A 24,207-nucleotide genomic window follows, 5' to 3' on the forward strand; every position below is an offset into this window, starting at 1 on the left:
GATGGCTTCAGCCTCCACCATACCTTCCCTCCAGGTATCCCCGCACGTAGGCCTCCTTGTCCAGGGCCAAGCGCACCCCCAAGGCCTCCCCCAGGAGGAAGCGGGCCATGAGGGGGCCCAAAAAGGCCAGGGCCAGCTCCTCTGGGGGCTCCCCCCGCCAGAGCGCCCCCGCCTCCTGCTTAGCGCGGAAGAAGCCCACCACCCCCTCCATGGCCGCCAAAAGCCCCTGGGGCGGCCCCTGGGCCTTTAGCTCCGGGTGGCGCAGGAGCTCAGAGAGGAGCTTGGGCAGGAGGGCCCGGTGGCCCTCCAGGAGGTCCAGGTAGGCCTCCAAAAGCGCCCTCAAGCCCGCCTCCAGGGGGGCCTCCGCCCCCGGTAAGCGCTCCAGAAGCCCATGGGGCACGAAGGCGGAAAGGGCCCGTTGCAGGAGGGCCTCCTTGCTCCCGAAGCGGCGGAAGAGGGTCACCTCGCTCACCCCCGCCCGCCGGGCCACCTCCTTGGTGGTGGCCCCCCGGTACCCCCGCTCCGCCAGGAGTTCCAAGGCCGCCTGGAGAAGCCGGGCCTCCACGGGGTCTGTAAGTGAGCGCATACTTACAAGGGGAGCCTACCCCCCTCCCCTCACCCCGTCAAGGGCCGGGTATGGCATACTCTTCTTTGGAGGACAGCCATGAACCTACTGGACCGCATCAGCCGCCTCATCCGGGCGAACCTGAACGACCTGTTGCGCCGGGCGGAGGACCCGGAAAAGATCATGGAGCAAGCGCTTTTGGACATGAAGGAAGCCCTTAGGGAAGCCCGGGAGCAGGTGGCGGCCGCCATGGCCGAGGGCAAGCGCCTGGAACGGGAGGTGGAAAGCCACCTGAACGAGGCCGCCCTCTGGGAGGAGAAGGCCAAGGAAGCCCTGCAGGCGGGCCGGGAGGACCTGGCCAAGGAAGCCCTCAAGCGCAGGAAGCGGGCTTTGGACCTGGCCGAGGGCTTCCGGCAGCAGGCGGAGGAGCAAAAGGCCCTCATCGACCGGCTCATGACCCAGCTCAAGGCCCTCGAGGCCAAGATCGACGAGGCCGAGGCCCGCAAGAAGCTCCTCCTGGCCCGCAAGAAGGGGGTGGAGGCCGCCGAGGCCGTGCGCCGCATGGAGTCGCGGCTGGACCAGCATCCCGCCCTCGAGGCCTTCGAGGAGATGGAGGCCCGCATCCTGGCCATGGAGGACCGGCACGAGGCCCTGAAGGAGCTGGACGGCCAGGACCTGGACAAGGAGCTCGTTGCCCTCTCTGCGGACAAAGAGGTGGAGGAGGAGCTCGCCCGGCTGAAGCGGGAGCTGGGGCAGGCCTGAAGCCTCTATGCCCCTTGTGCTGGAGCTCTTCCTCCTCCTCAGCGCCCTGCTCCTTTTGGCCCTCCTCCTGCGGCCCAGGCCGGAGGGGCTCGCATGGAGCAAGGCCCAGCTCAAGAACCTGGTGGACTGGGGCGAGGTGGAGCGGGCCCTGCGGGCCTTGGAAGCCCGGGAAAGGGAGTTGGAAGCGGCCCTGAAGGCCCCCCACCTCCTCCCGGAAACCCGGGGGCGCCTCGAGGCCACCCTCGGCGAGACGCGGGGGCAACGGGCCACGCTCCTGGCCCTCCTGGAAAGCCTGGCGGCGGAAAGGGCCCTAGCCCGCGAGGATCTGGAAGCGGCCAAAGGCCTGGAGGAGCGTCTTGCCGCCCTGCGGGAAGTGTTGGCCAGCCTACGGGAGAGGGGGGAGTAAACTCCGTACCATGAGGCGGTACCTTATGGCCCTTGCCCTTGCCCTCGCCGCCTGTGCCCCCCAGGCCACCCAGACCCCGGAGGTCCGGCCCCTCCTGCAGGAGGCCGCCTTCTACCCGGCCAGCACGGGCTTGGAGTGGACCTACGTGCCCGAGGGGGAGGCCCTGACCTCCCCCCTCTACCGGGTGCGGGTGGAGGGTCCGGCCCTTTACGAGGGGCAGGAAGCCCTGCGCTTCCGCAGCTTCGGGCGGGGGGAGGACCGGGTCTACTACCGCCAGGTGGGGCCTTTTGGGGTGCGGCTCCTCGGCTTTCAGGACCCCTCCGCCCGGGTGGTCTTCACCCCACCCCTCCTGGAGTACCCTTCCGAAAGCCTGCTGAGCGTAGGCTACCGCTGGGGAGGGTCCACGGAGGTACGGGTGGAACTCCTCACCCCCGGGGGCCGGGAACCCCTGACCCAAGGAACCCTCCGCTACGCCATGGAGGTGCTGGAGGAACGGGAGGTGCGCCTGCCCGCCGGGACCTTCCGGGTTTTCCGCATCCGCCAAACCTACCAGGACAGCCGCGGCCAAGACGCCCGCGAGGTCTGGTTCGCCCCCCGGGTGGGGGAGGTGCGCACCCGGGAAGGGCGCCTCCTGGTGGAACGCAACTTCAACTGAGGTGGGTATGATACTGGAAAAGGTGAACAGCCCCGAGGACTTGAAGCGCCTGAGCCTGGAGGAGCTCCTCCAACTGGCTGAAGAGATCCGCAGCGAGATCATCCGGGTGACGGCGCAAAACGGCGGCCACCTGGCAAGCTCCCTGGGGGCGGTGGAGCTCATCCTAGCCCTCCACCGGGTCTACCAGTCCCCCAAGGACCGCATCCTCTTCGACGTGGGGCACCAGGCCTACGCCCACAAGCTGGTCACTGGAAGGAAGGACCGTTTCCACACCCTGAGGCAGGAGGGTGGGCTTTCCGGCTTCACCAAGGTTTCCGAGTCGGAGCACGACGCCATCACCGTGGGGCACGCCAGCACCTCCTTGGCCAATGCCCTGGGCATGGCTGTGGCCCGGGACGTCCTGGGAGAGGACTATCACGTGGTGGCGGTAATCGGGGACGGGGCCCTCACGGGGGGCATGGCCCTCGCCGCCCTGAACAAGATCGGGGAGCTGGGCAAGAAGATGCTCATCGTCCTCAACGACAACGAGATGAGCATCTCCGAGAACGTGGGGGCCCTCAACAAATACTTCAAGGAACTTCAGATCAGGAAGTGGGTCCAGGACGCGGAGAAGCTGGGGAGGAGCCTTCTGGAACACATCTCCCCCAAGCTCTTCGGCCTGGTGGACCGGGCCAAGGAGGCGGCCAAGCTCATCCTGCATCAGGAAAACCCCTTCTACGCCTGGGGCATCCGCTACGTGGGCCCCGTGGACGGGCACGACCTCAAGGGGCTCATCCACATCCTGGAGCACCTCAAGGAGCTGGACGGCCCCACCCTGCTCCACGTGGTCACCAAGAAGGGAAAGGGCTACAAGGTGGCCGAGGCCGACCCCATCTACTGGCACGGCCCCCCCGGCTTCAACCCGGAGAAGCCGGAGAAGGTCTCCAAGGGGTACTCCTGGAGCCAGGCCTTTGGGGATGCGGTGACGGAGCTGGCCTATCTGGAACCCCGCCTCTTCGTCCTCACCCCAGCCATGCGGGAGGGCTCGGGGCTGGTGCGCTACTCCCTGGAGCACCCGGAGCGCTACCTGGACGTGGGCATCTGCGAGGACGTGGCGGTGACCACGGCGGCAGGGATGGCCCTAAGAGGCCTCAAGCCCATCGTGGCCATCTATTCCACCTTTTTGCAGCGGGCCTACGACCAGGTGATCCACGACGTGGCCATCGAGAACCTGCCCGTGGTCTTCGCCATCGACCGGGCGGGGATCGTGGGCGCCGACGGGGCCACCCACCACGGGGTCTTTGACATCGCCTATTTGCGCACCATCCCCAACCTGCAGATCGCCGCCCCCAAGGACGCCCTGGAGCTAAGAGCCATGCTGAAGAAGGCCTTAGAGATCGGAGGGCCCGTGGCCATCCGCTACCCCCGGGACAACGTAGAGCGGGCCCCCGAGGGAGTGTGGCCCGAGATCGAGTGGGGCCGCTGGGAGGTCCTGAAGGAGGGCACCGAGGCCTACATCCTGGCCTTCGGAAAGACCTTGAAGTACGCCCTCGAGGCCGCCGCGGACGACCCCCGGGTGGGCGTGGTGAACGCCCGCTTCCTCAAGCCCCTGGACAAGGAGATGCTAAGGGCGCTCGCCCGCTACCGGCTCCTCACTGTGGAGGACCACCAACAGATGGGCGGTTTTGGGAGCGCGGTCCTGGAGGCCTTGAACGAGCTAGGCCTGAAGCCGGAGGTGCGGATCCTGGCCCTCCCCGACCGCTTCTTTGAGCACGGGACCATCCCTAGCCTCCACCGCCAAGCGGGGATCGACGCCGAGGGCATCCGGAAGGCCCTCCGGGAGATGGGCGTCCATCCCGCCTATGAGCGGGCCTGAGGTCCTGCGCTTCGCCGCCAACCTCTACCGGGTGCCGACGGAAGAGGGGTACTTCCTGGTGGACGCGGGCCTTGCCTGGGAGGCCAAACGGCTTCTCCCCCTCCTGGAACCCCCGCCCAGGCTCCTTTTCCTCACCCACCACCACACGGACCACGCAGGCGGGGCCAAAGCGCTTTGGGAAAGGTTCCGCCTCCCCATCCTGGCCCACCCCAAGGAATGGCCCTACCTCACCAAGGCCAAGCCCCGCCCGCCCCTACCCCTCCCCCTCCTGGGTTCCCTCCTCGCCAACCTGGCCCCGCCCCTTCCCCAGGAGGCCTTAAGGCCCGTAGAGGAAGGGGAGGCCGTCTTTGGGTGGCGGGTGGTGGCGCTTCCCGGCCACACCCTGGGCCAGGTGGGGCTTTTTCGGGAAGGGGTCCTGATCGCTGGGGATGCCTTAAGGGGAAAAGGCCTTCCCCCTAAGTTCATCAACGAGGACCACGCCTTGGCCCAGAAGACGGTGCGCAAAATCCTGGACCTGGGGGTAGAAAGGGCCTACATCGGCCACGGCGGGCCCCTCACCCGGGCCGAGGTGGAGGCTTTGGCCCGTAGACTGGGGGTATGAAACAACTCCTCGCCCTTTTCTCCCTGGGCCTCCTCGCCCTGGCCCAGGAGGTGGTGGTCTACCCCGGCTTCGCCGAGGTGAAGGAACCCGTGGTCCTGCCCCCCGGCGCCTGGGTCTACCTGGCGGGGGAAAAGCTTTCCCGCATGGCCCCAGGCTCCCTCAGGCTCCTCGGCGTGGAGGAGGTGGAGCGCATCTACCAGGGCTCGGCGGTCCTCTTCCGCTACCAAGGGGAAGGCCCTGCCACCTTGCGCTACCTTTACACCGGCCTTACAGGGGAAATCTTTTACACCCTGGAGGAGGGGACGCTCACCCTGTGGGCTAGGCTCCGGCTGGAGGGGGAGCCCCTCGAGGCCAAGCGCCTCACCCTGCTGGCGGGGGAAGCCCCCCTCCTCGAGGCCCCATCCGCCCCCAAGGCCGCCCTGCGGGCCTTCGCCGAAGGGGGCCCCATCCCGGAAAGCCCCTTCGGCCTCTTCCGCTACGAGCTTCCCCCCAGAAAGCTCCTCCCGGGCACCACGGAGGTGCCCTTCCTCAAGGGGGAAGTGCAACCGGAGCGCCTTCTGCGCTACCAGGGCCCCTTCCGCACCGAGAAGCTTCTCCCCCTGGAACGGGGCTACCGCTTCAGGGCCCCCTTTCCCCTGGCCCCGGGGAACCTGGAGGCGGTGGAAGGAGGCCTCTTCCTGGGCCAGGCCTTCCTCCCCGCTACCCCTAAGGGAGAGGCCGCTGAGGTCTGGCTTGGCAAGGACCTGGAAGCCCGCCTCTTCCGGAGCGTGAGCCTCCTCTCCCGCACGGAGAAGGAGGCCACCTACGGGGTGGAAACCCATCTGGAAAACCCCTACCCCTACCCCGTCACCCTCCTCCTTTCGGAAACCTTCCCCGAGCCCTTCCGCCTGGACTTCCCCACCGCTACCCTCCTCCCCCAGGGCTACCGCCTGGAGCTCACCTTGAAACCCAAAGAGACCCGCACCCTCACCTACCGCCTCACCCTGCCCCGCTAGGGACATCTGCCCCCATCCCCAGGCCCCATCCTAAGGGCATGAAGCCCGACCTCCACCGCTTCCCCCTCCTGGTGGCCTGGGAGATGACCCGGGCCTGCTTGCTCGCCTGCCAGCACTGCCGGGCCTCGGCGGTGCCCGACCCCCTGCCCGGAGAGCTTTCCACCGAAGAAGGACTGGCCCTTCTCCGGGAGCTCGCCACCTACACCCCCAAGCCCATCCTGCTCCCCACCGGGGGCGACCCCCTGGCCCGGCCGGACCTCTTCCTCCTACTGGAGGAGGCCAAACGCCTGGGCCTTAAGGTGGGGATCACCCCCGCCGTCACCCCCAGGCTCACCCGGGAGGTGGTGGCCCGCTTCAAGGAGCTTGGCGTGCACCAGATGGCCATCTCCTTGGACGGGGCCACCCCCGAGGCCCACGACGGCTTCCGCGGGGTGCCGGGCACCTTCGCCCTGGCCCTACAGGCCCTGGACTGGGCCCGGGAGGTGGGCCTCATGACCCAGGTGAACACCACCGTCACCCGGAGCACCGCCAAGGAACTCCCCGGGATCGCCGAGATCCTGGCGGAGAAGGGCGTGGCCACCTGGGAGGTCTTCTTCCTGGTGCCCGTGGGCCGGGGAGCCCTTTTGGAGCAGCTTTCCCCGGAAGAATACGAGGAGGTGATGCACCTTCTTTACGATCTTTCCCGCCGCTACCCCTTCAAGGTGCGCACCACGGAAGGCCCCATGTTCCGCCGGGTGGCCCTGGAGCGCCGCAAGAAGGAGGGAGGGGAAGATGGGGCCCTAGTGGGGGAAGGGCGGGGGGTACACCTCTCCGACGGCTTTGGCTTCGTCTTCGTCTCCTCCACGGGGGAGGTTTACCCCTCAGGCTTCCTGCCCCTTTCCGCAGGCAACGTGCGCGAGCGGCCCCTTTTGGAGATCTACCGAAACAGCCCCCTTTTCCTCGAGCTCCGCAACAAGGCCCTTCTAAAGGGCAAGTGCGGGGTCTGCGAGTACCGGGAGCTATGCGGGGGAAGCCGGGCCCGGGCCTGGGCGGAAACCGGGGATCCCTTGGCCGCCGATCCCCGTTGCGCCTACATCCCCAAAGCCTGGGGACAAATGCCCCTGGCCTAAGGGAACAGGCGTTTCCTATGCTGGGGTCATGAAGCGCCTTCTGCCGCTTATGGCCTTTCTGGGCCTTCTGGCTCTGGCGCAAAGCCCAGGGGCCAAGCTCTACTCCGCCAACTGCCAAAGCTGCCACCAAGCTACCGGCCAGGGGCTTCCCGGAGCCTTCCCGCCCCTCACCCACCTGGACAAGGTGGTCCAGGCCAAGGGGGGCCGGGAGTACCTGATCCGGGTGGTGCTCTACGGCCTGCAGGGCAGCCTCACCGTGGAGGGCAAGACCTACAACGGGGTCATGCCCCCCTTCCGCCAGCTCAAGGACCAGGAGGTGGCCGACCTCCTGAACCACATCCTCACCACCTTCGCCAAGTCCAAGGCCAAGCCCATAAGCGCCGAGGAGGTGAAGGCCCTGCGGGCCAAGGCCATGTCCCCGCAGGATGTGCTCAAGTCTCGTCCCCCGGTCAAGTAGACCGGTGTACTCCCTCCCCCCGGGGCCTTTAGGCCCCGGGCACCTTTTCCTTAACCCCTGGCGGGAGATAATGGTCTTGCCGTGGAGCCTGGGTTCCACCTTCTTTACGCAAGGCGCCTGGCCTGGCGCCACCGGCTCCTCTTGGCCCTTCCCTTGGCGCTTCTGGGCTTTCTCCACCCCTTCTTCGCCCTGGCCTCCCTCCTACCCTTTCTGCTGCCCGCCCGGCTTTGGGAAGGGCGGGCGCTACAGGAGATCGCCCGGACCAGCCTGGCCTACCCCACCGCCTTGGCCTATGGGGAAGAGCGCCTCTGGCAAGAAGCGAGGCGGGTGCCCATGAAGCTCCCCCCTTTCCCCTCAGGCCTCCTCCTTGCCTACCTCCTTGCCCTCCTCTTGGCCCTGGCCCTCGCCGCCTGGCGGTCTTCCGCAGGACCAGGGAGTCCCTGGACCCTGCCAGGGAGCGAAAGGCCCCTGGGGCCCGAGAGGGCCCCCAGCCCCTCAGGGGGTGCGGAAGGCCAGGAGAAACCAGGGGAACCCCCCCAGGGGCCCGCCAAGGCGCCCCCCCCTAGGCCGGGAGAAGCGCCTTCCGCGGGGCAACCCTCCCCCCAAGGACCCCAGGAAAACCCAGGGCCAGGAACCCCTTCCCCGAACGCCCCGGGCAACCCAAGCCCAGGAGGAGGAACCTACCCCTCCCCCCCAGGCCGAGCCGAGGGTTCCCCAGGCCGGGCTGAGGGCTTAGGACCGGGCCGAGAAACCTCCCCCTCCCAGGAGGGCCCGGGGGAAACAGCACCCAAAGGTCCCGGAACCTCCGGACCCGGTCCCCAAGTGGCGGGGCCCACCCTTTCCCCTCCGCCAGAGACCAAGGGCAGGGGCGAAGGGCTCCTGCAACCCGGGGTGGAGGTGGGGGCTGCTCCCCTGCCCTCTCCCTGGGGCCAAGGCCAACCCCCGGAGGCGGTGCGCCGGGGGGTGGAGGTCTACCTGGAGCGCACCCCTCTCTCCCCGGAAGCCCAGGAGCTCCTCCAGAGGTACTTCAGCGCCCCCTGACCCGCTCCAGGGCTTCGGCCACGCTCACCGGGCCCACCTCGAGGCGCTCCGCCATGGGAAAGGCCCCCATGGAGCCTCCGTGGCCGAAGCGGGCCCCCACCCGCAGGTCCACATCCTTAAGGAGCTCCCGCATGCGCTCGTGCTTGTCCCCCCCCTCCATGGCCGCATAGGGGTTCTCCCGCACCTCCACCAGGCGGAAGCCCTCCCCCTCCACCTCATAGATGGCGAAGCGGGGGGCGTGGCCGAAGGGGCCGGGGTAGACCTTTCCCTCGTCGTTCTTGGACAGGGCCACGGCGATCCTCATGGCCCCAGGATACACCCCCCGGGTACGCGCTGGTGAGGCCCAAGCCACCCTCTCCTATGCGAGGACAAGCAGGCTCAGGAGGCCCGCCACTCCCCGCTTTTCCCTCCTGCCTTGTGGAGAAGGCGCACCCCGGAGATAACCAGCCCCTTGGAGGCGGCCTTCAGCATGTCGTACACGGTGAGGGCGGCCACGGCGCAGGCGGTGAGGGCCTCCATCTCCACCCCGGTCTCCGCCTTGGTCTTGGCGGTGGCCTCGATGCGCACCCGCTTGGCCTCCCTTTCCAGCTCCACCCTTACCTCCACCCCGGTGAGGGGCAGGGGGTGGCACAAGGGGATGAGGTCCGCAGTCCTTTTGGCGGCCATGATGCCCGCGAGCTGGGCCACCATCAGGGGGTCCCCCTTCCCCACCCCGCCCTGTTCCAGGGCAGCCAGGGCCTCCTCGGTGAGCTCCACGAAGGCTTCCGCGGTGGCGGTACGCAAGGTGGCGGGCTTTTCCGTCACGTCCACCATGTGGGGCCTGCCGTCCTTGAAGTGGGTGAGGTCCATGGCTCAAGTGTAATCCGCCCCTCAGCGGGCCCGGCGGATGGGGGCCACCAGGAAGGCCCCCAGGAGGAAGAAGGCCCCCGCCAGGAGGAAAAGAACCAGGTACCCGAGGCCTTCTTCCCGGGCGTTGAGGAGGTCCAAGGGCCGGCCGAAGGCCCCCGCCAGCACCTGGGGCACCACGATGGAGGTCTGCCACAGCCCCATGTCCGTGGCGTGGGCCTCGGGGTCCCGGAGGACGTCGGACACCAAAGCCCAGTCCACCGCCAGGTACACCCCGTAGAAGAGCCCAAAGAAGAGGGCCAAGAAGAGGAGGAGGTCGTAACGGGGGAAGAGGAGGATAAAGGGCATGAGGAGGCCCAGCCCCGCCCCAGAAAGGTAGATGAGGGGCTTGCGCCCCACCTTGTCCGAAGCCCTTCCCGCGGGCACGCTGGCCAAGGCCGCGCCCAGGGAGATGAGGAGGCCCAAAAGGGCCACCGCCTGGAAGGGCTCTTCGGCCAGGGACCGCCCCAAGGCTTGGAAGGCGCCCACCACGTCCGCCAGGTAGTACTGAAGGTAGGTCTGGGCCAGGTAGAAGCCCAACATCACCAGGAAGCGGGTGAGGTAGACCAAGAGGAAATCCCAATCCCCCCAGGGCCGGGCCAGGGCCTGGACCAGGGGCCGGGGGTTGGCCTTGAGGGGGCGTTCGGGGATGACCCGAAGGCTCAAGGCCGCCCCCACAAGGTTCACCAGGGCGGCCAGGTAAGCCTGGGAGGCCAGGGGCAGGAGGAAGCCCACCACCCCCCCCAGCACCTGCCCGGAAACCTGCAAGACCCCCATGTACCCCGAGGCGGTGCCCCTTTCCTTTCGGGGCACCAGGTCGGGGATCAGGGCGGAGTAGGGTCCCGTGGCCAGGTCGTCCGCCACCTGCAGGAGGAGGTAGGCCAGGAGGAGAAAGCCGTAGGTGGGCGCGTGGACCAGGAGGAGGAGGGCCAAGGCGGTGAGGAGGCTTCCGAAGAGGAGAAAGGGCCGGCGCTGGCCCAGGCGGTCGGAGAGGTAGCCCATGAGGGGCGGACCCAGGATGGCCATCACCGCCCCCAGGCCGAAGAGAAAGCCCAGCCGGGTGGCCTTCTCCTCCGGAGGGGAAACCTCCGCCACCTTGGCGGGTAGGATCACCAGGAGGACCAAAAACCACTTGAGGCTGGTGGCGAACCAGTAGGCGGAAAGGGAAAGAAACCAGCCAGGCCTGTGGTGCATGGGCCACACCTTACCAGACTGCGGCCTCGGGGACCACCAGGAGGGGGAGGTGGCTCTGGGTCAAGAGCGCCTCCACCATCCGGCCCAGGCGGTGGCGCCAGGTGCTCCTGGCCTTGGAGCCCAGGACCAGGAGGTCGGCCCCGCGGGCCTCCGCCAGGCGCAGGAGGTCCAGCTCGTCCTCTCCCTTGCTCACCTCCACCACCCCGGTGGCCTTCAAGAGGGCCTCGAGGTGGCCCCTGGCCCGCTCCAGCACCTCGGCGAGGGCAAGGCCCCTGGGGTCCAGGTAGGTGGGGAAGCAGCACCCTCCTTCCCCGCTCACCAGGTGCAGGCCCAACACCTCGGCCCCCATGGCCCTCCCCCAGGCCTCGGCCACCCGGAAGGCGCTCAGGCTTGCCGGGCTATCGTCCAAGCCCACAGCGATGCGCCGCACCGCCTTCATGGCCCTGGGGAGCAGCAAAACCGGAACCTCCCCCCGGTGGAGGAGGTAGCGGGCCAGCCCTCCCCGGGCCAGGACCTCGAGGGCCCCCACCCCCCGCTGGCCCACGAGGACCAGCCGACTCTTCAGGGCCTCCCCCGCCACCACCTGGGCGGGAAAGCCCCGGAACACCTGGCTCTTCAGGCCCGTTTCTGCCAACGCCTCCCGCACCTTTCCCTCCACTAGGCCCAAGGTGGCCTCCAGGCTGGGGGCCAGTTCCGGGAAGCGCCGGGCCAGGGCCTCCAGGTACGAGGTGGAAACCACGTGGAGGAGCTCCGCCGGCATCCCCAAGACCCCTTGGAGGAAGCGGGCCGTTTCCACCACGTCTTGAAACTCCTCCCCCAGGTCCACCGCGGCCAAAAGGCGCATGTTCCTCACCTCCTGGCCCCAATATAATCCTTTCGTGCTCTGGCTTCGCGACCGCACTTTAGACCTCTCCCAGCCTCGGATCATGGGCATCCTCAACCTCACCCCCGACTCCTTCTCCGATGGCGGCCTCTACCTGGACCCGGAAAGGGCCCTGGAGCGGGCCAAAGCCCTGGTGGCCGAGGGGGCGGACCTCTTGGATCTGGGGGCCGAGTCCACCCGCCCAGGAGCGGAGCCCGTGCCCGTGGAGGAGGAGAAAAGGCGGCTCCTCCCCGTCCTGGAAGCCGTTCTTGCGCTGGGGGTGCCGGTGAGCGTGGACACCCGCAAGCCAGAGGTGGCGGAGGAAGCCCTAAAGCTGGGGGCCCACCTCATCAACGACGTGACGGGCCTTCGGGACGAGCGCATGGTGGCCCTCTGTGCCCGGTACGGGGTGGCGGCGGTGGTCATGCACATGCCCGTGCCTGACCCCAGGACCATGATGGCCCACGCCCGCTACGGGGACGTGGTAGCGGAGGTAAGGGCTTTTCTCAAAGCGCAAGCGGATATAGCACTGAAGGCGGGGGTGCCCCAGGTGGTCTTGGACCCCGGTTTCGGCTTCGGCAAGCTCCTGGAGCACAACCTGGTCCTCCTACGCCGCCTGGACGAGATCGTGGCGCTGGGCCACCCGGTTTTGGTGGGGCTCTCAAGGAAGCGCGCCATCGGGGAGCTCACCGGGGTGGGAGAGCCCAAGGAGCGGGTCTTCGGCTCGGTGGCCGCCCACCTCTTCGCCGCCCTGAAGGGGGCAAGGCTTTTGAGGGTCCACGACGTGAAGGCCCACCGGGAAGCCCTCTCCGTGTGGAATGCCCTTCAGGAGTAGGTATGGGCAGGATCGCCCTTTTGGGACTGGAGTTTTACGGCCACCACGGGGTGATGCCCGAGGAGGGAAAGCTCGGGGCCCGCTTCGTGGTGGACCTCTGGCTCGAGGTGCCCTTTGAGGGCAAGGGAGACCGGCTGGAGGAAACCGTGGACTACGCCGCCGTCTACGCCCTGGTGGAGGAGGCGGTGCGGGGGCGCCGCTTCTACCTGATCGAGGCCCTGGCCGACCACCTGGCGGAGGAACTCCTTAGGGCCTTTCCCCGCCTCCAGGGGGTGCGGGTGCGGGTGCACAAGCCCCACGCCCCCATCCCCGGGGTCTTCCGCGACGTGTACGCGGAAACGGAAAAAGTGCGCTCCTAAAGGCATTTTCTTTCCTCATCTTGCGCTCATGGTAAGGCTGTGGTAGGATACCGGCGCCCGAAAGGGCTAAGCCGAAGCGGGTATGCCTTCCCCACCGCTCATTGGGGCGGTGGGCTATGAACTTTCTCACGCCTCTGGGCTAGACTGAAGGAGCCCGGAAAGGGGCGGGCCAGTTATGGAAAAGGTGGCCATATTTATCGACGGCTCCAACCTCTACAAGGGGCTGGTGCAGCACCTGGGCTCGGACTATCGGCTGAACTTCGTGGAGTTCATCACCCTCCTCACCGCCGGGCGGCGGCTTCTACGGGCTTACTACTACAACGCCCCCCTGCCCCCGGAAGACCCCGCGGCCAAGGCCCACCAGAGCTTCCTCAACTACCTGAAGCGGGTGCCCTACGTGGCCGTGCGCCTAGGAAGGCTCGAGCGGCGGGCGGACGGCTTCGTGGAGAAGGGGGTGGACATCCAGATCGCCATCGACATCCTGCGCCTGGCCTACGCCGACGCCTACGACGTGGCGGTGCTGGTTTCCGGGGACGGCGACTTCGCCGAGGTGGTGCGGGTGGTGCAGGACATGGGCAAGCAGGTGGAGAACACCACCTTCCACGCCCTCTCCTCCCACCGCCTGGCGCAACAGGCAGACCGCTTCTACCCCCTGGACGACTTCCCCTGGGAGCGCCTCCGGGCCCCCAGCCTGCCGCAATCCCCGGAAAGCCAGGAATAAGGCCCGCTGGGCAACCCTCCCAGCAGACCTCGAGGAAATCGCTTAGAGAAGTTCTTCCGGTCGGAAGAAGAGGCCGATCTCCCTCTGGGCGTCCTCGAGGGTGGCCGAGCCGTGGATCACGTTCTCGTCGATGGTGGTGGCGAAGTCCCCGCGGATGGTGCCGGGAAGGGCGTCCTTGGGGTGGGTAGCCCCCATCATCTTCCGCACCTCGGCCACCACGTTGGGCCCCTCCAGGACCATGGCCGCCACCGGCCCCGAGGTGATGAAGCTTACCAGGCCGGGGAAGAAGGGCTTCTCCCGGTGCTCGGCGTAGTGCTGTTCGGCCAGCTCCCGGGGGATTTGCATAAGCTTTAGGCCCACCAGGCGGAAGCCCTTCCGCTCAAAGCGGGCCAGGATCTCCCCCACCAGCCCGCGCCGCACGCCATCGGGTTTCACCATCACGAAGGTTCGCTCCATACCCTTAGGAGTCTAGCAGGTTTAGGGGCCTTTGAAGTAGCCCAGGAGGATGTAGGCCACCACCAGAACCCACAGGCCGATGAGGAGGATGTCCCGCCAGCCCACCCGTACCCTCCGCCCCTCGGGCTCCATGACCTGGGTGGGCAGCTCCTCCGGCTCCTCCCCCAGCTTCAGGCGCACCGGGGCGCCCTTTGCCGCCTCGAGGGGCAGGGCGTAGGGGCGGCTAGCCCGGGGAAGCTCCTCGGGAAGGCGCACCACCACCACGCTCACGTTGTCCGGCCCCCCCCACTCGTTGGCCAGGGCCACCAGGCGGCGGGCAGCCTCCTCCGGGGGGAAGTGCTTCAGCACCTCCAAGAGGGTCCGGTCCTCCAGCACCCCGGAAAGGCCATCGGTGCAGAGCAAGAACACGTCCCCAGGCTCCAGCTTCAAGCCCAGGAGGTCCACCCGGGCCTGGGGGAAGGAGCCCAGGGCGTTGGTGATCACGTTGCGCCAGCGGTGGGTCTTGGCCTCCTCCGGGGAAAGGAGGCCCTGGCGCACCCTCTCCGCCACCCAGGAGTGGTCCTCGGTGAGGAGGGTGAGCTCTCCTTTTCTGAGGAGGTAGGCCCTCGAGTCCCCCACGTGGGCGATGAGGGCGTAGGGCAGGTCCAGGACCAGGCAGGTGGCCGTGGTGCCCATGCCCCGGTTTTCCGGGCGCTGGGCCTCCTGGTGGATGCGCTCGTTGGCCCGCTCCAAGGCCTGGAGGAGCACCCGTGGGGAAGGCTCAACCCCCTTCAGGTGCTCCAGGATGGTCTCCACCGCCAGCCTGGCCGCCACCTCCCCCGTGCGGTGCCCGCCCATCCCGTCCGCCACCACGAAGACCCCGCCCCAAGGGGCGAGGGCGTGGCCCACGGCGTCCTCGTTCTTGGGCCGCTTCAGCCCGGGGTGGGTTTCCAGGGCGAAGACAAGGTCGGGCACAGGGGGATTTTAACCCACCTTGCTCTAAGCTGCCTGTCCAGTTGACGAGGGAAACCGCCTTGGTCCATCGTGGAAATGGAAGGGCAAAGGAGGTGGCTCATGCTCCGGAATCCATGGCCATGGTTGGGTGCGGCCCTGACGCTCCTGGGCGCGTGCGCCCCCACCGTCTTCCAGCCCCTTCCGGGGGTGGAGTTGCCTCTCCCCAGGGGCCGAGTGGAGGTTCCCACCTGGGTTCTCCCGGGAAATCCTCTTCCCCTAAGCGACGACTTTGAACGGTATCCCGTAGGCGCGGTACTGACCGGGGTGGCTCCCGAGCGCTATGGCTTGCTGGCGAAGGAAAAAGCGACGTTCACCGTCGTCGAAGCGCTAGACCCCAAAAACGCCATCACGCGCGCCGTCCGTCTAGCCCCGTTTGGCGGCGCCCTGCTGACCACAGGGGCAGGGAACTGGACAGATTACCAAGCCCGCTTTGATGTGCAATCCCTGGGGAACGCCTACTGGGGTTCGGCGGGTCTCCTAGCCCGGGTGTTCCTTGATCCCGCGGGAACTCAAGGCTTGGAGTTCCGCTTCGGCCGCGACGGCATAGAGCTGACCAAGGTGCTAGGAGAGCAACGGAGGGTGGTGGCCAAGAGGCCCGAGCTCAAGGAAGTGGGCGAAGCGTTTGTCATGGACAAGCTATGGCACCGCTTTGAGGTCCTCGCCCGAAGCACCGGGGAGGTCCGGTTCCGCATGGACGGAAGGGAACTCCTTGCGTGGCAAGACCCCGACTTCCGCCAAGGAGGGCTGGGCTTCGGAGTGCATGACCCGAACCTGGTGCTCTACCTGGACAACCTAGAGGTTACCCCCCTCTCCGAACCTTCCAAGGCTCCTTAGGCCTGCATAGCCTTGACGCATACCGCATACCGCGGTAACTTGAGACTAACCCCGGGCCCAAAAGCCCGGCCTTTTGCTTTGGGGAGGGCGCCATGCGCTTTGAGAAGATCGCCCCCTACACCTACCGCATCCCCCGCCAGGGGAAGATGCGAGTGGACGCGGTTTTCTTCGCCTCGGAGGAGATTTTGAAGGACCTCGAGGCCGAAAACCACGCCTCCTTGCAGCAGCTCATGAACGTGGCCACCCTGCCGGGCATCGTGGAGCCCGCCCTGGCCATGCCCGACATCCACTGGGGCTACGGCTTCCCCATCGGGGGGGTGGCGGCCTTTGACCCGGAAGCGGGCGGGGTGGTGAGCCCAGGAGGGGTAGGTTTTGACATCAACTGCCTCCCCGCCGGTACCCGCGTCCTCTTCCACGACCGCTACACCCGCCCCATAGAGGAGGTGGCCAAGGAGAAGGAACCCTTGCTCACCGTTTGGAAGCTTGGGGAAAAACCCGAAGCCGGCCAAGCCTTTCTGCTCCTTTCCCGGGAAGGGGAAAACCTGGTGCGCCTACGCACCGAGGGGGGGTTTGTTTTGGAGGCCACCCCCGACCATCCCGTGTACACGCCCGAAGGGATGCGGGCTATAGGGCAACTGGCCCCTGACGACCGGGTGGCCGTCCATCCCTTCCAAGGCTTCCCCCACGAACCCCCTCCCCCTATCACCCTCCTGGACGAGGAGCAAGCCCGAACTTTGGGGCGCGCCCTGGGCTTTCCCCAGGCGGCGGAGGTGCTCAAGGCGAAGGGGCTCCTCCCCCTGCGGGCAGACCATCCGCACCTGCCCGTCATCCTGCGCCTCTTGGGCTATGCGCTGGGCGACGGCACCCTTTACCGCTCCCGGGGAAAGGCATACCTGGTCCTTTACGGGGACGCGGAAGGACTCCTGGAGGCCAAAGAAGACCTTCGGCGCCTGGGCTTCCGTTCGGGGGGTCCTTACGTGCGCCTAAGGAGGCACCGCTTCCGGGGGCGCAGCTTCGCCACGGAGGAGGCCAGCCTGAAGGCCAGTTCCCGAGCCCTCTTCCTCCTCCTCCACGCCCTGGGCCTCCCCGAGGGTCCCAAGGCGCAACAGGCCTTCGCCCTGCCTTCCTGGCTCTTCCCCCTGCCCGCTTGGCTTAAGGCCAACTTTCTGGCGGGGCTCTTTGGGGCGGAGCTTTCGGCCCCGCAAGCGGTATCCGGGCACGGGCACAATCTAGCGGCCCCCACCCTCTCCCAGTCCAAACGAAAGAGCCTCCTCGAGGCGGGACGGCGCCTCATGGAGGAACTGGCCCACCTGTTGGAAAGCCTGGGCCTAGAAGTCCAATCCCTGCGAGAAGAAAGCGATTGGGAAGAGCCTTTAGACCCCTCCTACCGCTTCAAGCTGATCCTGCGGAGCACCCCGGACAACCTCCGCCGCCTCTACGAGCACGTGGGCTACGCTTATGCTCCCCAAAAGGCTCGCCTGGCCCAGGCAGCGGCCCTCTACCTCCGCCTTAAGATGGCCCACCTCCAAGCACGGGAAGCCGGGGCCAGGGACGTCCTGGCCCTGCGGAAGGCGGGCCTTGGGCCAAAGGCCATCGCCGCCACCCTAAACCTCCCCAGGCGCTTCGTGGAGCGCACCCTTTACGAAGGGAGAGGCGGGTTCCGAACCTGGGGGTTCCCCACCTTTCCCGAGTTTCTCCAGCAGGCCGGACCCATGCTCTTTGACCGGGTGGTGGCGGTGGAGGTCGTCCCCCACGGGGGAAGGGTGTACGACCTCTCCATGGCCCATGAGGGGCACAACTTCGTGGCGGAGGGGTTCGTGGTCTCCAACTGCGGCGTCCGCCTCCTCACCTCCCACCTCACCCTGGAAGAACTTCTGCCCAAGCAGAAGGAGCTAGCCGATACCCTCTACCGCCTCATCCCCTCGGGGGTGGGGAGCGAGCGCAAGGACGTGCGCTTCAGCAAGCGGGAGCTTAGGGAAATCCTCAAGGAGGGGGCGGGCTGGCTCATCCGGCGGGGCTTTGGCTACCCGGAGGACCTCCACTTCATCGAGTCCGAGGGCCGCCTCCCCTGGGCCAATCCCGACAAGGTCTCGGATAGGGCCTTTGAGCGGGGCGCCCCCCAGATCGGCACCCTGGGGAGCGGGAACCACTTCCTCGAGGTGCAGTACGTGGACGAGATCTACGACGGGGAGGTGGCGGAGGCCTTCGGGCTCTTCCCGGGCCAGGTCACCGTCCTCATCCACACGGGAAGCCGGGGCCTGGGCCACCAGGTCTGCCAGGACTACGTGGAGCGCTTCCTGAAGGTGGCCCCCCGCTACGGCATCGAGCTGGTGGACAAGCAGCTGGCGGCAGCCCCCATCCAGAGCCCGGAGGGCCAGGACTACCTCCAGGCCATGGCCGCCGCCGCCAACTTCGCCTTCGCCAACCGCCAGCTCATCGCCCACTTCGTGCGGGAGGCCTTTGAGGCCGTGGGCTACACCCCCAGGGACCACGGCTTGAGGGTGCTTTACGACCTGGCCCACAACAACGCCAAGTTTGAGGAGCACGGAGGGAAGCGGGTGCTGGTACACCGCAAAGGGGCCACCCGGGCCTTTGGCCCCGGCCACCCGGAGATCCCCCCGGAGTACCGGCGGGTGGGCCAGCCCGTCCTGGTGCCCGGGGACATGGGCCGCTACTCTTACGTGCTAGCAGGAACGGAAAAGGCCATGGCGGTTTCCTTCGGCTCCAGTTGCCACGGGGCCGGGCGCAAGATGAGCCGCCACCAGGCCAAGCGGGTGGCCCGGGAGCGCAACCTGGTGAAGGAACTCGCCGAAAGGGGCATCCTGGTGCGGGCCGCCACCCGGGCCACGGTGGACGAGGAGATGCCCGAGGCCTACAAGGACGTGTCCGTGGTGGTGGAGGCGGTCCAGGGAGCGGGGATCGGAAGGAAGGTGGCCCGCCTCAGACCCCTCATCGTGGTCAAAGGTTGAAGGGGTAGGGGTATCAGGTTCCTCTCACCCCCTTCTGCTTTCATGGGGAGATGAGACGCCTTCTCCTCCTCAGCTTCCTGGCCTTTCTTCCCTTGGGCCTCGGCCAGAACCTTCTGCCCGCCGGGGTCTTCGGCTTGACCTTTCGCGAGGAAGGAGGAGCTTGGGTGTATGAGGGGGCAGGCGTACGGCTGGCGTACGTGCCGGGGGTGGGATGGGCGGAGCCTGCCGATCCCTCCCTACCGCCCCCTAGCGGAGAGCTCCTGCCCCTGCAAGCCCTGAAGGCCCTGGGGTACTTCCAGGTCCCAGAAGCCGGGACCCGCTTCGGGTCCCAGGGCCGGGCCTTCCGGGTAGTCCTGGACCTCCCCACCCCCTACCCAGGTCCCCCCCAGGAAGCGCAGGGGCAGGAACGCCTTACCCTTCTCCTCCCCTACCTGGCCCCGGAGGTCCTCCAGGCCCCCTGGCCCCAGGGCCTGCGGGCAGGGGTGCGCCTCCTCCCCCAGGGAACTGAGCTTCGCCTCGAGGCCCCAGGCCGGCTCCTCCGCCACCGCCTCTTCCCCCTCCAGGACCCCCCCAGGCTGGTTCTGGACCTCTACCTCCTGGCTCCCGAGGTGGAGGAGGCCCTGGCCCCCGGGGTGCACTACAAGGAGGTCTGGGCCTTCGCCCCCGATCCCCTCAGGCTCTACCTGGTGGAGGCCACCGAAGGCCGCCTCCTGCCCGTGGGGAAGCCCGGGGTACGGGACCTGCCCAAGAACCTGGCCCCGGGGGCCCTGGCGGTCTTAAACGGGGGCTACTTCGACCCCAAGACGGGCACCCCCATCGGGCTCTGGGTGCAGGACGGGGTCACCGTCGCCTACCCCTTTGGCCGGGTGGCCCTCATGTGGGAGGGCTTCCGCTTCTTCCTGGACTTCCCCCGCTTTGAGGCGGTGGTGCGGGGGCCCCAGGGGGAGCGGGTGCGGGTGGGGGTGAACGCCTCCCGCGCCCGCTTCACCGCCCACACCGTTCCCGGTCCCGTGGGGCGGGAGGGGGAGGAGGTGGCCCTGGTGCGGGGGGACCGGGTGGAAGCCATCCTGCCCGCTCCCCAGGACCTCCCTCCTGGGGCCTGGGCCCTCAGCTTTCCCCAAGGATCCCCACCCTTTCCCTTGCGACCCGGGGATCCTTTGAGCCTCTACGGCCGCCTAGACCCCCCCTTCGCCTACGCTTTGGAAGGCGGGCCTCTCCTGGTGCGGGAAGGCCAGTACGCCTTCGATCCTATGCGAGAGAACTTCAAGGACCTGAGGCCCCTCCAGGCGGTGGCCCCCCAGGCGGCGGTGGCCTGGACCCGGGAGGGCAGGCTTTGGCTTTTGGTCTCCGAGCCCACCACCCCCGGGGTTTTGGCCCGGGCCCTCCTCTCCTTGGGGGCCTGGAACGCCCTCAGGATGGACGGGGGAGGCTCGGCCCAGCTTTGGGTTCAGGGGAGGCTGCGAAGCCCGTACCAAGGCTCCCCCAGGCCGGTGGTGAGCGCCTTGGCCCTTTACGCCCCCTAAAGGGCGCCTCCTCCCGCGGGAGGGCTCACGCCGAGATTGGGCTTGCAAAAAGGCATTACCGGGGCCCCCACCCTGGCCCTGCCAGGGTGGGGTGGTATCAGCTCACCCGCTCCACCCGGATGAGGTTGGTGGTCCCCCGCACCCCAAAGGGTACTCCCGCGGCGATCACCACCCGCTCCCCCACCTGGGCCAGCCCGCAGGCCTTGGCCTTCTCCAGGGCGATGCGCACCATGTCGTCGGTGTCCTGCGGGTCAGGAGCGAGATGGGGCCACACCCCCCAGACCAGGGCCAGCTGCCGCACCACCTCGAGGCTTGGCGTGAGGGCCAGGATGGGCACCTTGGGCCGGGTGCGGGCGATGCGCCGGGCGGAGCTACCCGTGGCGGTGAAGACCACAATGGCTTTAGCCTCCACCGCCTCCACGATGTCCTCCGCCGCCTGGGCGATGGCGTCTTGGGTGGTGGGGGTGGGCGCCGGGCGCAGCACGCTAAGCTTTTGGGCAAACTCCGGCGAAGCCTCCACCGACCGGGCGATCCTGGCCATCATGGCCACAGCCTCCACCGGGTAAGCCCCAGCGGCGGTCTCCGCGGAGAGCATCACCGCGTCCGTGCCGTCGAAGATGGCGTTGGCCACGTCGGAGGCCTCGGCCCGGGTGGGGCTTGGGTTTTGCACCATGGACTCCAGCATCTGGGTAGCGGTGATCACCGGCTTCCCGGCGGCGATGGCGCGGAGGATAAGGCGCTTTTGCACGATGGGCACCTCCTCCAGGGGCATCTCCACCCCCAGGTCTCCCCGGGCCACCATGATGCCGTCCGCCTCCTCCAGGATCTCCTCAAACCGCTGGACAGCGGAAGGCTTCTCGATCTTGGCCATGAGCCGGGCCCGGGAGCCGTAGCGGGCCAGGTAGTGCCGGGCCAGGAGGAGGTCGTCCCGGGTGCGCACGAAGGAAACCGCCACCCAGTCCACCCCGAGTTCCGCCCCCAGGGCCAGGTCCTGGATGTCCTTCTCCGAAAGGGCGGGGATGGAGAGGTCCGCCCCGGGGACGTTGATGCCCTTGCTGTCGGAAAGGATGCCCCCCACCTCCACCCGGGTGCGGATCTCGCCCCCCTCCACCCCCTCCACCCGCAGGCGGATGCGGCCGTCGTCCAGCAGGAGGACCTGGCCCGGGCTCACATCCTCGGGCAGGCCCTGGTAGGTGAGGGCAACCCGGGTTTCGTCCCCCTCCACGGGGAGACGGGTAAGGACAAAGGTCTGGCCGGGCTTGAGCTCCACCCGTCCTTCCCGGAAACGCCCGATGCGGACCTTGGGCCCCTGGAGGTCCTGAAGGAGGCTTAAGGGCTTGCCCAGCTCCTTTTCCACCTCACGCACCAAGGCCACCCGCCTCTGGTGGTCCTCGGGGGTGCCGTGGCTGAAGTTCAGCCGGAAGACGTCGGCCCCCGCCTCCGCCAGGGCCCGGATGGTCTCCTTGGTGCTCGAAGCCGGGCCTAGGGTGGCCACGATCTTGGTGCGCTTAAAAGGCCCCATAACCCAGGAAGCGCGCCGCCCGCCCCAGCTCCTCCTCGATGCGCAAAAGCTGGTTGTACTTGGAAAGGCGGTCGGAGCGGGAGAGGGAGCCGGTTTTGATCTGCCCCGCGTTCACCGCCACCGCCAAGTCAGCGATGAAGCTGTCCTCCGTCTCCCCAGAGCGGTGGCTGATCACCGCCCGGTAGCCGGAGCGCTGGGCCAGGCGGATGGCCTCGAGGGTCTCCGAAAGGGTGCCGATCTGGTTCACCTTCACCAGGATGGCGTTGGCCACCCTGCGCTCAATGCCCTGCCGAAGCCTTTCCGGATTGGTGACGAAGAGGTCATCCCCCACCAACTGCACCTTCCCCCCAAGCTCTTGGGTGAGGAGCCGCCAACCCTCCCAGTCGTCCTCGGCCAAGCCGTCCTCGATGGAGCGGATGGGGTACTTTTCCACCCAGGAGGCCCAGAAGGCCACCATCTCCTCGGAGGAGAGCACCCGCCCCTCCCCTTCCAGGTGGTACCGCCCATCCCGGTAAAGCTCGCTGGCCGCGGGGTCCAGGGTCAAGGAAACCTCCTGCCCTGGGGTGTACCCCGCCCGCTCAATGGCCAGGAGGAGGAGCTCGATGGCCTCCTCGTTGCTCTTCAAGTCCGGGGCGAAGCCCCCCTCGTCCCCCACGTTGGTGCTGTAGCCCTTCTCCTTCAAGACCCCTTTGAGGGTGTGAAAGACCTCAGCGCCGATGCGCAGGGCCTCCGAGAAGCTCTCCGCCCCCGCGGGCACCAGCATGAACTCCTGAAAGTCCACCCGGTTGTCCGCGTGCTTCCCCCCGTTGATGACGTTCATGAGGGGCACAGGCAGGACCACCCCCTGGACCCCACCCAGGTAGCGGTAGAGGGGAAGCCCCAGGGCCTCCGCCGCCGCCCGGGCGGTGGCCAAGGAGACCGCCAGGATGGCGTTGGCCCCCAGATTGGACTTGTTGGGCGTCCCGTCCAGCTCCAGCATGGCCCGGTCCACCCCCTCCTGGTCCAGGGCGTCCCGGCCGATGAGCTCGGGAGCGATGCGCTCGTTGACATTCTCCACGGCCCGCTGGACCCCCTTGCCCAGGTAGCGCCTGCCGCCATCCCGTAGCTCCAGGGCCTCGTGGGTTCCGGTGGAGGCCCCGGAGGGCACCATGGCCCGCCCCTTGACGCCCCCTTCCAGCTCCACCTCAGCCTCCACCGTGGGAAAGCCGCGGGAGTCCAACACCTCACGCGCCCGTACGCTGACGATTGTGGTCATGGTTCCTCCTTTTTGGAAGCGCTTCACGCCCCCCTGGATAAGAGCTTACACCCTAAGGGGCACCACCACCGCCTGGTACCCCTCCCCCTCGCCCACGGGACGCACCAAGCTGGGGCTTGTGGGCCCAGAAAGCAGCAGGCTGGCCTGGCCGGAAAGGGGTCCGAAGGCCTCCAGGAGGTAGCGGGCGTTGTAGGCCACCGCCAAGGGAGTGCCCTCGAGGCGCACCGGGAGCTCCTCCTGGCCCTTGCCATAATCCCCCTCAGCGGTGAGGAGCACCCGATCGTCCTGGAAAAAGAGGTCCACCCGGTGGTTCTGGCGGTCGGCCAAAACGCTCACCCGGCGAAGGCTTTCCCGGAAAGCCTCCACCTCCAAGGTGGCCTTCAGGGGGAAGTCCTTGGGGATGACCCGCTCGTAGTCTGGGAACTCCCCTTCCATGAGCTTGACCGCCATGCGGAGCTGCCCCACCCCCTCACGGCTCACCGCCAGTCCCAGGGTTCCCTGGCCAAGGGCCACCACCACCGGCCCCTCCCCCACGCTCTTGAGAACCCGGGTGAGCTCGTCCACGCTCCTGGCCGGGACCACCACCTTCTTCTGGAAGGGTTGGGGGCTCTTCAGGTCGTAGAGGGCCAGGCGGTAGCCGTCGGAGGCCACCGCGCGCACCCCCTTCTCCCCGAATTCCAGCTGCACCCCGCGGAAGATGGCCCGATATTCCTCGTTGCTGGCGGCGTAGCGCACGTGGGCAAGGGCTCGGAAGAGGTCCTCCGCGGAAAGGGTCGTCTGCAGGGGATAGGCATCCGAGGGGGCCTCCGGGCTGGGGAAGAGGAGCTCGGGGTAGCCTTCGGTGGGGGCCAGGCTGAGGCGGGTGCGGAAACGCCCCGAAGCCAGCTCCAGATCCTGGCCCAAGCCCAACTCCACCAGGTCCCCGGGAAGGCTACGCACCAGCTGGAAGAAGGGTTGGGCTGGCACCAGATAGCGGCCCTGGCCCTGGACATCGGCAAGAAGGCGTACCTCCAAGTCGGCCTCCCCGTTGCTGCCGAAGAGCACCAAGGTGTCGGGAAGAACCGCTAGACCCAAGTACGTGAAGAGGGGGTTGGAGCTCCGGGAAGGAATGACCCTCTCTAAGAGGCCCAGTTGTTCTGCCAGGAGGTTCTTGGGAAAGCTTACGTTCATTCTACCACCTTCCTTTTTACTGCTTCTAAGGACTCTTAAAAGATTTAAAAAGATAGTAGCCATAGTAATAGGGGCTGTGGATATGTGGATAAGGGGGCAAAAATAGCGTGTGGGAGAGAAAAAGGCCTGTGGATAACTCCTGTGGATAACCCGCTTTTCCTTGTGGATAAGCTGTGGATAACT

25 protein-coding genes and 2 pseudogenes are annotated in these 24,207 nt (G+C 67.6%); 17 read left to right on the plus strand and 10 right to left on the minus strand.

All coding sequences use genetic code 11. The features are described 5' to 3' along the window. Window positions 1-7: 7 nt before the first annotated feature. The gene (locus tag L1088_RS05675; protein WP_234554093.1) at window positions 8-586 is read right to left on the minus strand and encodes a TetR/AcrR family transcriptional regulator; all 579 of its coding nucleotides are present in this window, start codon (window positions 584-586) and stop codon (window positions 8-10) included. A 78-nt stretch (window positions 587-664) separates the two neighbouring features. On the opposite strand from L1088_RS05675, the gene L1088_RS05680 reads away from it, so the two are divergent. The 9 genes from L1088_RS05680 to L1088_RS05720 all read left to right on the plus strand — a co-directional run bounded on the left by L1088_RS05680 (window position 665) and on the right by L1088_RS05720 (window position 8,446). After that, window positions 665-1,327, plus strand: a complete 663-nt coding sequence (locus tag L1088_RS05680) for a PspA/IM30 family protein (RefSeq protein ID WP_234554094.1) — start codon at window positions 665-667, stop codon at window positions 1,325-1,327. 7 nt (window positions 1,328-1,334) lie between these two features. Continuing rightward, window positions 1,335-1,733, plus strand: a complete 399-nt coding sequence (locus L1088_RS05685) for a hypothetical protein (RefSeq protein ID WP_234554095.1) — start codon at window positions 1,335-1,337, stop codon at window positions 1,731-1,733. A gap of 10 nt (window positions 1,734-1,743) precedes the next feature. Further along, window positions 1,744-2,388 carry a hypothetical protein gene (locus L1088_RS05690; RefSeq protein ID WP_234554096.1) on the plus strand — a complete coding sequence of 215 codons (645 nt, stop codon included), beginning with the start codon at window positions 1,744-1,746 and terminating at the stop codon, window positions 2,386-2,388. A 7-nt stretch (window positions 2,389-2,395) separates the two neighbouring features. Beyond that, entirely contained in the window at window positions 2,396-4,243 is a 1,848-nt protein-coding gene (gene dxs / locus L1088_RS05695; RefSeq protein WP_234554097.1) for a 1-deoxy-D-xylulose-5-phosphate synthase, read from the plus strand. Continuing rightward, window positions 4,230-4,844, plus strand: a complete 615-nt coding sequence (locus tag L1088_RS05700) for an MBL fold metallo-hydrolase (protein WP_234554098.1) — start codon at window positions 4,230-4,232, stop codon at window positions 4,842-4,844. Before dxs ends, L1088_RS05700 begins: the two co-directional genes overlap by 14 nt. Further along, window positions 4,841-5,839, plus strand: coding sequence for a DUF4139 domain-containing protein (locus L1088_RS05705; protein ID WP_234554099.1), 999 nt, complete (start codon window positions 4,841-4,843; stop codon window positions 5,837-5,839). The genes L1088_RS05700 and L1088_RS05705 overlap by 4 nt, the downstream gene beginning before the upstream one ends. A gap of 38 nt (window positions 5,840-5,877) precedes the next feature. Then, the gene (locus L1088_RS05710; RefSeq protein ID WP_038041070.1) at window positions 5,878-6,948 is read left to right on the plus strand and encodes a TIGR04053 family radical SAM/SPASM domain-containing protein; all 1,071 of its coding nucleotides are present in this window, start codon (window positions 5,878-5,880) and stop codon (window positions 6,946-6,948) included. A gap of 28 nt (window positions 6,949-6,976) precedes the next feature. Next, the gene (locus L1088_RS05715) at window positions 6,977-7,405 is read left to right on the plus strand and encodes a c-type cytochrome (RefSeq protein WP_135259257.1); all 429 of its coding nucleotides are present in this window, start codon (window positions 6,977-6,979) and stop codon (window positions 7,403-7,405) included. A gap of 81 nt (window positions 7,406-7,486) precedes the next feature. After that, window positions 7,487-8,446 (plus strand): hypothetical protein, encoded by a 960-nt coding sequence (locus L1088_RS05720; RefSeq protein ID WP_234554100.1) that lies wholly within the window; start codon window positions 7,487-7,489, stop codon window positions 8,444-8,446. On the opposite strand, the gene L1088_RS05725 is transcribed toward L1088_RS05720, so the two are convergent. The 4 genes from L1088_RS05725 to L1088_RS05740 form a co-directional block, all read right to left on the minus strand. Further along, window positions 8,433-8,750: a NifB/NifX family molybdenum-iron cluster-binding protein gene (locus L1088_RS05725; RefSeq protein WP_038041067.1), complete on the minus strand. Its 318-nt coding sequence runs from the start codon at window positions 8,748-8,750 to the stop codon at window positions 8,433-8,435. The genes L1088_RS05720 and L1088_RS05725 overlap by 14 nt on opposite strands. A 74-nt stretch (window positions 8,751-8,824) precedes the next feature. Then, window positions 8,825-9,295, minus strand: a complete 471-nt coding sequence (moaC, locus tag L1088_RS05730) for a cyclic pyranopterin monophosphate synthase MoaC (protein ID WP_234554101.1) — start codon at window positions 9,293-9,295, stop codon at window positions 8,825-8,827. A 21-nt stretch (window positions 9,296-9,316) separates the two neighbouring features. Continuing rightward, window positions 9,317-10,525, minus strand: a complete 1,209-nt coding sequence (locus L1088_RS05735; protein ID WP_234554102.1) for an MFS transporter — start codon at window positions 10,523-10,525, stop codon at window positions 9,317-9,319. 10 nt (window positions 10,526-10,535) lie between these two features. Next, complete coding sequence (locus L1088_RS05740) at window positions 10,536-11,369, minus strand: universal stress protein (RefSeq protein ID WP_234554103.1); 834 nt, start codon at window positions 11,367-11,369, stop codon at window positions 10,536-10,538. 34 nt (window positions 11,370-11,403) lie between these two features. Between L1088_RS05740 and folP the strand changes: the two genes are divergently transcribed. The 3 genes from folP to L1088_RS05755 all read left to right on the plus strand — a co-directional run bounded on the left by folP (window position 11,404) and on the right by L1088_RS05755 (window position 13,302). Next, window positions 11,404-12,222 carry a dihydropteroate synthase gene (gene folP, locus L1088_RS05745; protein WP_234554104.1) on the plus strand — a complete coding sequence of 273 codons (819 nt, stop codon included), beginning with the start codon at window positions 11,404-11,406 and terminating at the stop codon, window positions 12,220-12,222. 2 nt (window positions 12,223-12,224) lie between these two features. Then, window positions 12,225-12,581, plus strand: coding sequence for a dihydroneopterin aldolase (folB, locus tag L1088_RS05750; RefSeq protein WP_038048564.1), 357 nt, complete (start codon window positions 12,225-12,227; stop codon window positions 12,579-12,581). A 175-nt stretch (window positions 12,582-12,756) separates the two neighbouring features. After that, window positions 12,757-13,302 carry a LabA-like NYN domain-containing protein gene (locus L1088_RS05755; RefSeq protein WP_038048562.1) on the plus strand — a complete coding sequence of 182 codons (546 nt, stop codon included), beginning with the start codon at window positions 12,757-12,759 and terminating at the stop codon, window positions 13,300-13,302. Between the two features lie 42 nt (window positions 13,303-13,344). Here the strand turns inward: L1088_RS05755 and ndk are convergent, their stop codons facing one another. Together ndk and L1088_RS05765 are read right to left on the minus strand one after the other, a co-directional pair. Next, complete coding sequence (ndk, locus tag L1088_RS05760; RefSeq protein ID WP_234554105.1) at window positions 13,345-13,758, minus strand: nucleoside-diphosphate kinase; 414 nt, start codon at window positions 13,756-13,758, stop codon at window positions 13,345-13,347. 21 nt (window positions 13,759-13,779) lie between these two features. Further along, window positions 13,780-14,712, minus strand: a complete 933-nt coding sequence (locus tag L1088_RS05765; RefSeq protein WP_038048554.1) for a PP2C family protein-serine/threonine phosphatase — start codon at window positions 14,710-14,712, stop codon at window positions 13,780-13,782. Between the two features lie 213 nt (window positions 14,713-14,925). Here L1088_RS05765 and L1088_RS05770 point away from each other — a divergent pair, with 213 nt between their 5' ends. The 5 genes and pseudogenes from L1088_RS05770 to L1088_RS05780 all read left to right on the plus strand — a co-directional run bounded on the left by L1088_RS05770 (window position 14,926) and on the right by L1088_RS05780 (window position 20,077). Further along, the gene (locus tag L1088_RS05770; protein ID WP_234554106.1) at window positions 14,926-15,585 is read left to right on the plus strand and encodes a hypothetical protein; all 660 of its coding nucleotides are present in this window, start codon (window positions 14,926-14,928) and stop codon (window positions 15,583-15,585) included. A gap of 92 nt (window positions 15,586-15,677) precedes the next feature. Beyond that, window positions 15,678-15,995: pseudogene (locus L1088_RS12605) on the plus strand (RtcB family protein); the annotation flags it as partial. A 33-nt stretch (window positions 15,996-16,028) separates the two neighbouring features. Next, window positions 16,029-16,133: pseudogene (locus L1088_RS12610) on the plus strand (hypothetical protein); the annotation flags it as partial. A gap of 1,164 nt (window positions 16,134-17,297) precedes the next feature. After that, window positions 17,298-18,554: an RtcB family protein gene (locus tag L1088_RS12540; protein WP_326490758.1), complete on the plus strand. Its 1,257-nt coding sequence runs from the start codon at window positions 17,298-17,300 to the stop codon at window positions 18,552-18,554. Between the two features lie 50 nt (window positions 18,555-18,604). Then, window positions 18,605-20,077 (plus strand): phosphodiester glycosidase family protein, encoded by a 1,473-nt coding sequence (locus L1088_RS05780; protein ID WP_234554108.1) that lies wholly within the window; start codon window positions 18,605-18,607, stop codon window positions 20,075-20,077. Between the two features lie 97 nt (window positions 20,078-20,174). Here the strand turns inward: L1088_RS05780 and pyk are convergent, their stop codons facing one another. From pyk to dnaN, 3 genes are read right to left on the minus strand one after another with little or no spacing between them, the layout of a single operon-like run. Continuing rightward, window positions 20,175-21,599, minus strand: a complete 1,425-nt coding sequence (pyk, locus tag L1088_RS05785) for a pyruvate kinase (protein WP_234554109.1) — start codon at window positions 21,597-21,599, stop codon at window positions 20,175-20,177. Further along, window positions 21,586-22,854, minus strand: coding sequence for a phosphopyruvate hydratase (gene eno / locus L1088_RS05790; protein WP_234554110.1), 1,269 nt, complete (start codon window positions 22,852-22,854; stop codon window positions 21,586-21,588). The genes pyk and eno overlap by 14 nt, the downstream gene beginning before the upstream one ends. Window positions 22,855-22,899: 45 nt before the next feature. Next, window positions 22,900-24,024, minus strand: a complete 1,125-nt coding sequence (gene dnaN / locus L1088_RS05795) for a DNA polymerase III subunit beta (protein ID WP_234554111.1) — start codon at window positions 24,022-24,024, stop codon at window positions 22,900-22,902. Window positions 24,025-24,207: the final 183 nt, after the last annotated feature.

It is taken from the genome of Thermus caliditerrae (assembly GCF_021462525.1).
Taxonomy (GTDB): Bacteria; Deinococcota; Deinococci; order Deinococcales; family Thermaceae; genus Thermus; species Thermus caliditerrae.

Coding starts and splice junctions, on each gene's coding strand:
- L1088_RS05690 (WP_234554096.1), top strand. CDS start 1,744: ATGAGGCGGTACCTTATGGCCCTTGCCCTTGCCCTCGCCGCCTGTGCC.
- dnaN (WP_234554111.1), bottom strand. CDS start 24,024: ATGAACGTAAGCTTTCCCAAGAACCTCCTGGCAGAACAACTGGGCCTC.
- pyk (WP_234554109.1), bottom strand. CDS start 21,599: ATGGGGCCTTTTAAGCGCACCAAGATCGTGGCCACCCTAGGCCCGGCT.
- L1088_RS05715 (WP_135259257.1), top strand. CDS start 6,977: ATGAAGCGCCTTCTGCCGCTTATGGCCTTTCTGGGCCTTCTGGCTCTG.
- ndk (WP_234554105.1), bottom strand. CDS start 13,758: ATGGAGCGAACCTTCGTGATGGTGAAACCCGATGGCGTGCGGCGCGGG.
- eno (WP_234554110.1), bottom strand. CDS start 22,854: ATGACCACAATCGTCAGCGTACGGGCGCGTGAGGTGTTGGACTCCCGC.
- L1088_RS05680 (WP_234554094.1), top strand. CDS start 665: ATGAACCTACTGGACCGCATCAGCCGCCTCATCCGGGCGAACCTGAAC.
- L1088_RS05740 (WP_234554103.1), bottom strand. CDS start 11,369: ATGCGCCTTTTGGCCGCGGTGGACCTGGGGGAGGAGTTTCAAGACGTG.
- L1088_RS05675 (WP_234554093.1), bottom strand. CDS start 586: ATGCGCTCACTTACAGACCCCGTGGAGGCCCGGCTTCTCCAGGCGGCC.
- L1088_RS05735 (WP_234554102.1), bottom strand. CDS start 10,525: ATGCACCACAGGCCTGGCTGGTTTCTTTCCCTTTCCGCCTACTGGTTC.
- dxs (WP_234554097.1), top strand. CDS start 2,396: ATGATACTGGAAAAGGTGAACAGCCCCGAGGACTTGAAGCGCCTGAGC.
- L1088_RS12540 (WP_326490758.1), top strand. CDS start 17,298: ATGCTCTTTGACCGGGTGGTGGCGGTGGAGGTCGTCCCCCACGGGGGA.
- L1088_RS05685 (WP_234554095.1), top strand. CDS start 1,335: ATGCCCCTTGTGCTGGAGCTCTTCCTCCTCCTCAGCGCCCTGCTCCTT.
- L1088_RS05780 (WP_234554108.1), top strand. CDS start 18,605: ATGAGACGCCTTCTCCTCCTCAGCTTCCTGGCCTTTCTTCCCTTGGGC.
- moaC (WP_234554101.1), bottom strand. CDS start 9,295: ATGGACCTCACCCACTTCAAGGACGGCAGGCCCCACATGGTGGACGTG.
- L1088_RS05700 (WP_234554098.1), top strand. CDS start 4,230: ATGAGCGGGCCTGAGGTCCTGCGCTTCGCCGCCAACCTCTACCGGGTG.
- L1088_RS05755 (WP_038048562.1), top strand. CDS start 12,757: ATGGAAAAGGTGGCCATATTTATCGACGGCTCCAACCTCTACAAGGGG.
- L1088_RS05710 (WP_038041070.1), top strand. CDS start 5,878: ATGAAGCCCGACCTCCACCGCTTCCCCCTCCTGGTGGCCTGGGAGATG.
- L1088_RS05705 (WP_234554099.1), top strand. CDS start 4,841: ATGAAACAACTCCTCGCCCTTTTCTCCCTGGGCCTCCTCGCCCTGGCC.
- folB (WP_038048564.1), top strand. CDS start 12,225: ATGGGCAGGATCGCCCTTTTGGGACTGGAGTTTTACGGCCACCACGGG.
- L1088_RS05725 (WP_038041067.1), bottom strand. CDS start 8,750: ATGAGGATCGCCGTGGCCCTGTCCAAGAACGACGAGGGAAAGGTCTAC.